Source organism: Bartonella sp. W8122, from assembly GCF_016102485.1.
Lineage (GTDB): Bacteria > Pseudomonadota > Alphaproteobacteria > Rhizobiales > Rhizobiaceae > Bartonella > Bartonella apihabitans.
This window is the reverse complement of record NZ_JACFOO010000001.1, coordinates 1,816,302-1,826,871: the sequence shown is the minus strand read 5'-3', so window position 1 is coordinate 1,826,871 and position 10,570 is coordinate 1,816,302. Positions and strand designations below refer to the sequence as shown.

Genomic DNA, 10,570 nt, shown 5'->3' with positions numbered 1-10,570 from the left:
TTAGCTCTACGATGCATCCTGAGGGGCAGGCTTTAACTCTCAGAGGTTCAGCCATTGCCGTAGCGGATTGTCATGAGCTTCCAAGAGTTTATAGGCAAGAATAACGCATACAATGACCAATAGCGGTTTTATGAGCTTGGCACCGGTTTTCATGGCAACGCGCGCACCCATTTGTGCACCGATGAATTGGGCAATTCCCATAGCAATGCCGATTTTTACATTGATCGAGCCCATGACAGCAAAGGTTAAAAAACCGCCGAGATTGGATGAAAAATTCAACAATTTCGTATGGGCTGTCGCTTTGAGGATTCCAAACCCCGACAAAGAAACAAAGGCCAGCATATAGAAAGAACCGGCACCCGGACCGAATATGCCATCATAAAAGCCGACAAGTGGCGCCATAGTCAGCGAAAAGATGATTGGCTGCATCCGCTCCTGTTTATCAATGTCGTTGAGGTTCGGCTTGAATGCAAAATAACAGGCAACAACAATGAGCAGAACGGGCAGGAACGCTTGAAATAATTTGACAGGAATGAGGGTCGCAACCAATGCGCCGATAACACTTCCGATAAAGGCCATAGTGGCTTGGAGGATTTGTTTCCTTATATTGACATGCCCACCACGGGCATAGGCCACCATTGCAGAAAATGAGCCGAAAAGTCCTTGCAACTTGTTTGTGCCCAATGTTTCGACAGGCGGAAGGCCTGAAAGCATAAGGGCAGGGATGGTGATAAGGCCACCGCCACCGGCAATCGAATCTATAAAACCGGCAAACAAACCGGCAAAAATCAAAATCAGAACAGTCGGGTCAAAAAGGAATTCCAGCATTGGCGAATATTACCTGAACAGAATAGAATAAGGAATAATAGAATAATTTCGATAAAGAAACGTCAAACGTTGCATTCATGCACTTGTGTTTTTTGTGCAATATTGGCAAGCTCTACTTTTAGTTCAGCTCTTCTAACGTGGCAAGAAGCGGAGTTTCGCATGTTTGACAGCATCGCAAATTATTTTTCCCGTCATAATTCGGTTCGTAAAGTGGCCGAAAATCCGGCAACAGCGGCCGAGCTTCTCTTGCTCATTCATTTGGGCTTTGCCGATGGCAAACATACGCCAAGCGAAACCGCTGCTTTTTCAAAAATTGCCGAACAACAATTCGGCGTATCTCCCGATGCTTTGCCGGATGTCATCAAATATCTTTATGATTACGGCTATGAAACCACAACCGGTCAGGCTGCGGCTCTCTTCGGCGAATTGGCGCCGGATCGGCGTATTGCACTTATCGAAAATTTGATGACAATTGCTGCTGCCGATAATCATGTCGATGCGGATGAAGTCGCGCTCATTCATCGGATAGCAGCCATTCTCGGTGTCCCTTCACAAGAGGTGGAACGGATTTATAACACTGTCAAAGGACGCGCTTGAAGGCAAAACCGGATATGGTCAACAGAAGTTCTATGCCGGTTTTTGTGGGCATAGGCATTTCATCATCTGCCACGACGGGCGATATGGAAGAAGCTCTCAAAACTCTCGAAAAATGGAATATTGCGGCTTTTGCAACACTTGAAGGTAAAGAATCCAACGGTCTTATTTTAAGCGCTTTGCAACGTTTTGCTGTTCCTCTCGTTACATTTTCGTCTGAAGAGTTGGAGACAATGACTTGCTTTCTGAAGAACCCTTCCGATATTGTTTTTCAACATACGGGCTGTCACGGTGTTGCAGAAGCGGCGGCTTTGGCGGCTTCAGGTAAAAGTGGTATTTTGCTCGTTGAAAAGACAAAAATTGGTGGGCTTACCATTGCGGTGGCAGGACAGAAGGAAGAATGACAGTATATTTTATTGGCGCAGGTCCGGGGGCATATGATCTCATTACAGTGCGTGGGCTTAATCTCATAAAACGTTGTCCGGTCTGCCTTTACGCCGGCTCGCTTCTTTCGGAAGAATTGATTGCCGAAATTCCTTATAAAGCACGGCGCGTCAATACCGGTCATCTTGATCTTGATGCGATTGTCGAAGAGTTTGTCAAAGCGGAAAAAGAGAGGAAGGATGTTGCAAGGCTCCATTCCGGCGACCCTTCTATCTATAGTGCAATAGCCGAACAGATGGCAGCGCTCGACAAGCTTGCGATCAATTACGAGGTGGTGCCGGGGGTTGCTTCCTATGCGGCGGCAGCAGCAGCCATGAAGCAGGAATTGACACTTCCAAAGCTTAACCAATCTGTCATTTTGACACGGACATCAGTCAATTCTTCACCCATGCCGGAACTTGAGACATTGTCAAATCTCGGACAAGCAAAAGCGACAATGGCAATTCATCTTTCGGCAAAAAATATTGCCGCAATCCAGAAAGAATTATTGCCGATTTACGGGGCCGATTGCCCCGTCATTGTTGCCTATCACGTAAGCTGGCCGGACGAAAAAATCATATCAGGCACGCTTGCCAATATTCATGAAAAGATAGCGCAAGAAAAAATAGAAAAAACCGCCATCATCTTTGTCGGGAAAGCGCTTCGGCCGGAAAAGCTTAGCCGTTCGTCTCTTTATGCTTTTCCGCACGGTCCGCTTGGCAAAACGTCCGCACCACGTCGATAACATCTTTTTCCGTGTTCAATGTGACGACATCGGGCAGGGGCCTTCTGGTAATCATAATCACCGGCAGGCCGAGTTTGCGCGCAGCCTCCAACTTGGGAAAAGAGGCAGTCCCACCGGAATTTCTGCACACGAGACAATCAAAATGATGTTTGACGAGAAAGTCATATTCTTCTTGTTCGTTTTCCGGTTTACCAAGCACAATTTCTATATTGGCTTCGGGAACAAAATTTTCCGGCTTCTCGACCATACGCGCGACAAATGAAACATCTTTGCGCACAAGAAACTCATTGACGTGTTGGCGCCCGATGGCAAGAAAGCAGCGGCTATTTGCAGGAATAGCAGTAACGGCTTCCGCAATATTATTCACCGTCAGCCACTTGTCTTCTTTACCCGCTTGCCAGAGCGGACGCTCGAACCGGATATAGTCGATTTTTTCTGCGCGCGCTGCCCGCCAGGCATGATCGGTCATAGTTTCGGCAAAAGGATGGGTTGCGTCAACGATAAGCCCTATATTTTCCTTTTTGATTGTATTGATAAGCCCGTCAATGCCGCCAAACCCGCCAATGCGGTATCGCCCCGCGGGAATTTTCGGATGCGATGTGCGGCCAGCGAGAGACGAAAGAACAGGATAGTCCTTTTCAGCAAATTTTTCTGCGAGAGCATAGGCTTCGCTGGTGCCACCCAATAATAAAACTGTCCTACTTTCTCGCAAGAATATTTCCCTTCCTGTCGGTCACAATGATTTCGACCGATACCGGCGCATCCCTTAATGTTTCTTCAGCAATATGTTTTGCCTGAAGCGCAATAGGGGTAGCAATATCAATTCCTTCTTTTGTAGCAACATCAAGCACTTCTTTTGCAGTGTTCGCATTTTCGATGAATTGCTTGAAAGATTGGTTCAAGCCGGCATTCTTTGCGATAGTCCACAAATATGTCTTGTCGACTTGGGAGCGGGAAGAATGAAGGTCCATTTCGCCTTGCGCGAGTTTTGTGAGTTTTGCAAAACCACCTGCAATTGTCAGTTTATCAATCGGGTGGTGACGCAAATATTTTAACACGGCACCGACAAAGTCTCTCATATCCAATATGGCATAGTCGGGAAGATGGTAGATTGCCTGTGCGGCATCTTCCGAAGTTGCGCCGGTTGCACCTAGAACATGGCTTGCCCCTTCCGCACGTGCAACATCAATACCGCTATGAATAGAATGAATCCATGCCGAGCACGAGAACGGATGAACAATACCGGTAGTGCCGAGAATGGAAATGCCGCCCAGAATACCAAGGCGCGGATTCCATGTTTTGAGCGCGATATTTTCGCCATCCGGCACTGAAATTGTAATGACCAGATCTTGCGGAAAAGAATATTTGTCACAAATTTCCTTGCAAACCTCGCTCATCATCCGGCGCGGAACGGGGTTGATGGCCGCTTCCCCGACATCAAGCGGCAAACCCGGTCTTGTAACAGTTCCAACACCTTTTCCTGCTTTGAATATAATTCCACTGTTTGGACGGGCAGGGGTGAGAGTGGCAATAATGGTCGCCTTGTCTGTCACATCGGGATCATCACCTGCATCTTTGATAATTCCTGCTGTCGCCTGATTTTCTCCAAGACTTTTGAGAGAAAGCGCAAATTGCGGCATTTGCCCCCTTGGCAATCTTATCTCCACGGGATCGGGAAAAGCACCGGTTATGAGAGCAGTGAGCGCTGCCTTGGTTGCAGCGGTAGCGCAGGCGCCTGTTGTCCAGCCCAAGCGAAGGGGACTTTCCGGTTTGCGTTTCAATGTGCTTTGCAGATCTGCCATTTTGACAATATTTCTTGAAAATTAAACGTTTACAGTGGTTGGAAACTGCACAATAGATAACACATATAATGCATTGATTCTTGATTTCTATAGATTTTACCATCAAAAGGACCCGAAATGACGGCAGATTTGCCATTCGAATTGCCACAGTTCATTGCGGGGCATGTGTGGTTGGTGGGCGCTGGGCCGGGTGATCCCGGACTTCTCACACTCCATTGTGTCAATGCACTCAAACAGGCAGACCACATCCTTTATGATGCGCTGGTCGATCATTCGTGCCTCAAGCTTGCAAAACAAGGCGCAATTTTAGAATTTGCCGGAAAACGTGGTGGTAAGCCTTCTCTTAAACAGCAAGAAATTACCGACCGCATGATTTGCCTTGCCAGAGAAGGCAAGCGGGTTTTGCGTTTGAAAGGCGGCGATCCTTTTGTTTTCGGGCGTGGTGGTGAAGAAGCGCTTGCCTTGATAGAGGCGCATATTCCCTTTCGCGTTTTTCCCGGAATAACAGCAGGAATAGCAGGGCCTGCCTATGCAGGTGTTCCGGTAACGCATCGTTCGGTCAATCATAGTGTATTGTTTTTAACCGGTCATGATGCTGACGGAACAGTGCCCAAATCTTTTGACTGGAAAGCAATTTCGCGCGCTGCACCGGTTCTTGTGTTTTATATGGCGATGAAACATATTGATGAAATTGCCGATGACCTTATGAAAGGCGGGCGCAAAAGTGACGAGCCGGTTATGTTTATCACGCATGCGACCACCTACAATCAGCGGATTTATAAAACCGAACTCGGCCATATAAAACAAACAATCAAAGAGCATAATATCGAACCGCCGACAATTGTTGTCGTGGGTAAAGTTGTTTCTCTTTCCGAAAAACTTGCTCCAAATATTGTTACAGACGAATTGGATAACAGATCATTATGAATGGCTTTATGGTGAGCGCTGCCAATTCGGGAGCCGGTAAAACTGTTATCACTCTGGCATTGATGCGCGCTTTGAAAGAAGTGGGGGTCGCCGTGGCGCCGCGAAAAGCAGGTCCCGACTTTATTGATCCCGCGTTTCATAAAGCGGCAACAGGCGAGGATAGTTACAATCTCGATTGTTGGGCAATGCGCGACGCGCTCATAAGAAATATCAATTTTACCGACACTTCGGAGCAGAAGTTTTTTGTGGTCGAAGGTATGATGGGGCTTTATGATGGCGCCATTAACGGCAAGGGGTCGTCTGCCGAACTTGCCCGATTGTTGGATTTGCCGGTATTTTTTGTTGTCGATGTGACAAGCCAATCACATTCGGTTGCGGCACTTGTCAAAGGCTTTGCCGAGTTTATGCCGGAATTGCGCTTTGCCGGAATTATTCTGAATAAAATTGGAAGTCCCCGACATGAAGCTATGCTTCGTGCGGCCTTGCGACCGCTTGATATTCCGGTGGTTGGTGCGGTCTACAGGAATGAAGCGCTGACACTCCCCTCACGTCATTTGGGTTTGGTTCAAGCTTCGGAAAGAACCGATCTTTATCACTTTATCGGAAAAGCAGCAGAAATCATTAAGGCAAGCGTTGATCTCGAGGCGATGATCACATTATCGACTTCAAATCGGGTGAAAGTTACTAGTGCTACGATTGATCATATTCCGCCACTTGGACAGCGTATTGCGGTGAGCCGTGATGATGCTTTCCGTTTTTCTTATCCACACCTGCTTGATGGTTGGAGAAAAGCCGGTGCCGAAATCACATTCTTTTCGCCTTTGGCGAATGAGGCGCCGGATAAAGAGTGTGACAGCATTTATTTATGTGGTGGCTATCCGGAGCTTTTTGCCGGAAAACTGGCGGCAGCGGATAAATTCAAAAAAGCCATGGTTGATATGGCAAAAGCCGGAAAAACCATTTATGGCGAATGCGGTGGTTATATGACCTTGGGGGAAACATTGGAAGATAGCGAAGGGGTTAAACACCTGATGCTTGGTCTTTTGCCATTGAATACCAGCTTCAAACAGAAGAAACTGCATTTAGGCTATCGCCGTCTGGTTCCGGAAGGAAAGTTTTTCGGAAAAACCCGCTTTCGAGGTCACGAATTCCATTATGCCTCCATTGTCGATGAAAAAGTTGTTACACCGCTTTTTAAAGCCTATGACGCGCTCGACAATTCTTTAGGTACAAGGGGAATGAGAATAAACAATGTTGCCGGCTCGTTTATTCATTTGATAGATATTGAAGGTTGAAAAAAATCGGAAATTGTGGATGCAGTTAAAACTACATGCATTTATTGCAATTTCGCTAAAAGGTAAGCTATTCAGTTTTCTATCGGAAGAGCAGTTAAAGCAAAAGACTTCAATACAAACTGCCGTGAACATATTGAAATTGGAAGATATTTTCTTGCACTAATATGATGTGAAATGGCAAAACCGGATAATTGAAAAACTACCGCATTCAGGGATTCGTCCGTTAATTATGAAATATGAAATTGATAAGCTCAATGTTGCTTCCGCGGTTAACGCAAGAACACGCCGTATCAGCATACTTGCTCTTGCTGTCGGCGCCTTCGCAATCGGTACATCAGAATTTGTTTCAATGGGGCTGCAACCGGAAATGGCCAAAAGTTCGGGAGTCGATATACCGACCGCCGGCCAATATATTTCGGCCTATGCAATGGGGGTTGTTGTTGGTGCACCGGTTCTGGCTGTAGCAACTGCAAAATTTCCGCGGAAATATGTTCTGATTGCTCTGATGCTGTTTTATGCTTTTGCCAATATTGCGAGTGCCTGTGTGACGAGCTTTCACGCGCTGGTTGGCTTACGGTTCATGAGCGGTTTGCCGCACGGCATCTATTTCGGTGTTGCCTCTATTGCCGCTTCTTCCATGGTGGAGATGAAAAATCGTCCCAAGGCGATCGGTGCGGTGATGCTGGGGCTTACAATTGCGACTGTTGTTGGCGCACCTTTTGCAACCTGGCTCGGTCAGCAACTTGGTTGGCAAATGGCTTTTGTGCTGGTCGGCAGCATCGGTGCTCTTTGTGCTATTTTGGTATTTTTGTTTTTGCCCAGTTTGCCAACGGCATTGGGTACAAGTCCGCTTACCGAACTTAGCGCTTTAAAAGAAAAGCAGGTCTGGTTCATGCTGGCAATGGTAGCCATTGGCACAGCAGGTCTCTTTACTGTATTCAGCTACATCAAATCGACTTTGACTGTCGTTTCCGGTGTTTCAATTGCCTGGGTACCGTTTATCATGCCGCTTATCGGCCTTGGCATGGTAACAGGAAACATCTTCGGACCAAAAATAGCGGTGAAAATTGGTCCGATGAAGATGATATTTTATGCAATGCTTTGGAGTACAATTACATTCTTTCTGTTTTTCTTCCTCTGTCACTCCGGCATTACGGCTGCGATCGGTTGTTTTTTGATTGGTACATCTTTTGCCAGTATGCCGTCAGTTCAGGCGCGCGTGATGGATGTTGCAGCCAACGCCCAGACACTCGCCGGAGCACTGATGCAATCGGCCTACAATGTTGCCAATGCTTTGGGTGCTGAATCGGGTGCAGAAATTTTGCGCCTAGGCTTCGGTTATCAGGATACGGCGATTTTGGGCGGGTGTCTTACATTTTGCGGTGTGTTGATCTTTGCAGCATCGTGGTACGTCGATAAGCGTGATCAGGCCAAAGCACAAAAACAGGTGTGACACCGGTGGAGCGTCTCTGTTTTATCCTTTTATTGGCGCTCCTGATTGATCGTTCAATCGGCGACCCCGACTGGATATGGCGCAAGCTCCCTCATCCGGTAGCGGCTTTCGGGGCAGGGATAAAGTGGTTTGAAACAAGATATAACAGAAAGTCGATGTCGCCCCGTCTCAGGAAATGGTGTGGCCTCGATGCTCTTCTCGTCTTGTTAACCGCAAGCTTTTTTGTTGGCCTTTTTATTCATAAATTTTTGTTCGGATTGGGGTTCGCAGGGATAGTCATTGAGGCGCTGGTTGCCTCCATATTTATTGCTCAAAAAAGCCTGGTTGATCACGTTGGTAAAGTGGAAAAAGCGTTCAAACAAGGTTCGCTTGTTGAAGCGAGAGATGCTGTTTCGCTCATCGTCGGGCGGGAAACAAAAAATCTGGATGAAAGTGCGGTTTGCCGTGCAGCTATCGAAAGCCTCGCCGAAAATAGCTCTGATGGCGTTGTGGCACCTGTATTCTGGTATCTTGTTCTCGGTCTTCCCGGCCTTTTTTGTTATAAATTGGTGAACACTGCCGACTCGATGATCGGCTATAAGAATGAGCGCTTCAAGGATTTCGGCTGGGCTTCGGCACGACTTGACGATGTTGTCAATTTTATACCGGCAAGATTGACAGCGTTTATCGTTATTCTGACATCCGGACTTTTTATCAATTGGAAAGCTGCAGCAAAAGCACTCGAAGTGGTGAAAAAAGATGCGAGGCACCATCATTCGCCCAATGCCGGTTTTCCCGAATGCGCCTTTGCAGGCGCCCTTGATGTCAAGCTTTTGGGACCGAGAATCTATTCAGGCAAAGCCGTTGATGAACCTTTCCAGAATGATAGCGGGAAAATGGCCGGTCCCGCCGATATTTATCGTGCTATCCGGCTCTTCAAGCGTTTGATGGATGTGTTATTTTTAATTATTCTGGTGCTGTTTCTGATCGCTTTGGTTGTTTGAATGTTTTCCATCGGGACGGTTGAGCATATCGCGCGAAATAATAAAGGCGAGCGGTACAGCAAGTAGCAATATAATAATCAGAAAGATAAACAGCACTTTGGAAGCCGCAATCATACCGCTGACACCACCCGGATCAAATAATCCGGCAAGATTGGTAATGCTTCCGGCGAGTGCTGCGCTTAAAGCTGTTGAAAACAATTGGATTGTTGTGAGAGATGCACTGGCACGCGTGGCGTCTTTATCGGAAGCACATTGTAATACGCGGGTAAGCAAATGCGGCCACGATGTTCCAGCCCCGACACCGATCAGAAAAAGGGCAATACAAATCGAAATCAGAAATCCCGATGATTGCATTTCGGAGGGGATGAAATAAAACAATGTTACCATTCCGAGCATATCAATCACGGGCGCGAGAATGATGATTTTGCGCACAATTTTTGGAGCGGCTCCGGCACTTGGCAATGAACCACAAGTCCAGCCGATGCTCATAAGCGCGGCAATATAGCCTGCAACAAGTGGTCCACGCCCGTGAAGTTCCTGAAGAAACAGGGGAAGATAAAGCTCCGCACCGTTTACAGCGACCGAAATAATAACCATCAGGCCGTAAAGCGGCAGGAATATCGATTGAATAGAAAATGAACCTTCGGGAAGCATTTTGTTTTCAGAATGATTATCGATAATCCCAAGAATGAAAAGCAGGATAGCACCGATAATAATACCGGCAATTTTAATGTTGTTGTCGGCAACCGCACTGCTTGCGGAAATGGCAAGAACCATAACGGTCAAAACAGCAAGTTGGATAACAGGAAGCCGTTCCGAAGCATTCTTAAGTTTTGCCGAGGCAGGCAAAACTTTAAGTGCAACGCCGGAAAATAAAAGTGCCAGAATACCAACCGTCCAGAATGAAGCACGCCAAGTGCTGTATTCGGCAAAAATGCCGCCAATAGCGGGGCCAAGTAATGTTGAAATGCCCCACATGCCGGAAATGAGCCCCATGGCACGTGGCCATAAGGCAGGGTCGAATACAATTCTGACCATGGAATAGGACAGTGACAACAAAAATCCGCCGCCGAAACCTTGAATGAGCCGACCAAACAGGAACGCCGCCATAGTCGGAGCGACACTACAGATAAGGGTGCCAACTGCAAACAGGAGAGCAGAAAGAACGTAAGCTGTTTTAGGCCCGAAACGGGCTAGCAATTTTGCTGCGAGCGACGCACCGATAAGCGATGCTGTCACAAAAATTGTTGCTGCCCACGAATAATATTGTTCACCGTGAATATCGGCAACAAGGGAAGGGAGAATAGTGACAACAATATAGACATTGACCGCATGCAGAGCAACCCCGCCTGCAAGTGTTACAGAGCGGACACCATTTCTACCTGAAAGAAGTGTTGACCAGCCTTGTTCATTCATTGTTATCCCTATGTATTTTTAGAATCAGTGTCGGTCTTCTAAATAACGTCATAAGACCGTGGAGCCAAGAAACGAAACTTTGATCGAAGATTTTTGTTCCCGCC

General features: G+C 47.0%; 11 protein-coding genes. 7 read left to right on the top strand and 4 right to left on the bottom strand.

From position 1 onward, the window contains the following. Positions 1–39: 39 nt before the first annotated feature. On the bottom strand, positions 40–828 hold the full coding sequence (locus tag H3S83_RS07990; RefSeq protein WP_198239377.1) for a TSUP family transporter: 789 nt from the start codon (positions 826–828) through the stop codon (positions 40–42). Positions 829–987: 159 nt separating this feature from the next. Between H3S83_RS07990 and H3S83_RS07985 the strand changes: the two genes are divergently transcribed. From H3S83_RS07985 to cobM, 3 genes are read left to right on the top strand one after another with little or no spacing between them, the layout of a single operon-like run. Next, positions 988–1,425, top strand: a complete 438-nt coding sequence (locus tag H3S83_RS07985) for a TerB family tellurite resistance protein (protein ID WP_198239376.1) — start codon at positions 988–990, stop codon at positions 1,423–1,425. 14 nt (positions 1,426–1,439) lie between these two features. Further along, positions 1,440–1,826: a cobalamin biosynthesis protein gene (locus H3S83_RS07980; protein ID WP_198239375.1), complete on the top strand. Its 387-nt coding sequence runs from the start codon at positions 1,440–1,442 to the stop codon at positions 1,824–1,826. Continuing rightward, positions 1,823–2,590: a precorrin-4 C(11)-methyltransferase gene (cobM, locus tag H3S83_RS07975; protein ID WP_198239374.1), complete on the top strand. Its 768-nt coding sequence runs from the start codon at positions 1,823–1,825 to the stop codon at positions 2,588–2,590. The genes H3S83_RS07980 and cobM overlap by 4 nt, the downstream gene beginning before the upstream one ends. On the opposite strand, the gene H3S83_RS07970 is transcribed toward cobM, so the two are convergent. Both H3S83_RS07970 and H3S83_RS07965 read right to left on the bottom strand, forming a co-directional pair. Next, positions 2,523–3,302, bottom strand: a complete 780-nt coding sequence (locus tag H3S83_RS07970; RefSeq protein ID WP_198239373.1) for a cobalt-precorrin-6A reductase — start codon at positions 3,300–3,302, stop codon at positions 2,523–2,525. The genes cobM and H3S83_RS07970 overlap by 68 nt on opposite strands. Then, positions 3,289–4,392 carry a cobalt-precorrin-5B (C(1))-methyltransferase gene (locus tag H3S83_RS07965; RefSeq protein WP_198239372.1) on the bottom strand — a complete coding sequence of 368 codons (1,104 nt, stop codon included), beginning with the start codon at positions 4,390–4,392 and terminating at the stop codon, positions 3,289–3,291. Before H3S83_RS07965 ends, H3S83_RS07970 begins: the two co-directional genes overlap by 14 nt. 117 nt (positions 4,393–4,509) lie before the next feature. Between H3S83_RS07965 and cobA the strand changes: the two genes are divergently transcribed. The 4 genes from cobA to cbiB all read left to right on the top strand — a co-directional run bounded on the left by cobA (position 4,510) and on the right by cbiB (position 9,050). Then, the gene (gene cobA / locus H3S83_RS07960) at positions 4,510–5,319 is read left to right on the top strand and encodes a uroporphyrinogen-III C-methyltransferase (protein WP_198239371.1); all 810 of its coding nucleotides are present in this window, start codon (positions 4,510–4,512) and stop codon (positions 5,317–5,319) included. Further along, a complete protein-coding gene (locus H3S83_RS07955; RefSeq protein WP_198239370.1) occupies positions 5,316–6,614 on the top strand; it encodes a cobyrinate a,c-diamide synthase in 1,299 nt (432 codons plus the stop codon). Before cobA ends, H3S83_RS07955 begins: the two co-directional genes overlap by 4 nt. 229 nt (positions 6,615–6,843) lie before the next feature. Beyond that, entirely contained in the window at positions 6,844–8,067 is a 1,224-nt protein-coding gene (locus H3S83_RS07950) for an MFS transporter (protein WP_077971732.1), read from the top strand. Positions 8,068–8,072: 5 nt separating this feature from the next. Continuing rightward, on the top strand, positions 8,073–9,050 hold the full coding sequence (gene cbiB, locus H3S83_RS07945; RefSeq protein WP_198233051.1) for an adenosylcobinamide-phosphate synthase CbiB: 978 nt from the start codon (positions 8,073–8,075) through the stop codon (positions 9,048–9,050). On the opposite strand, the gene H3S83_RS07940 is transcribed toward cbiB, so the two are convergent. After that, positions 9,009–10,466: an MFS transporter gene (locus H3S83_RS07940; RefSeq protein ID WP_198239369.1), complete on the bottom strand. Its 1,458-nt coding sequence runs from the start codon at positions 10,464–10,466 to the stop codon at positions 9,009–9,011. The genes cbiB and H3S83_RS07940 overlap by 42 nt on opposite strands. Positions 10,467–10,570: the final 104 nt, after the last annotated feature.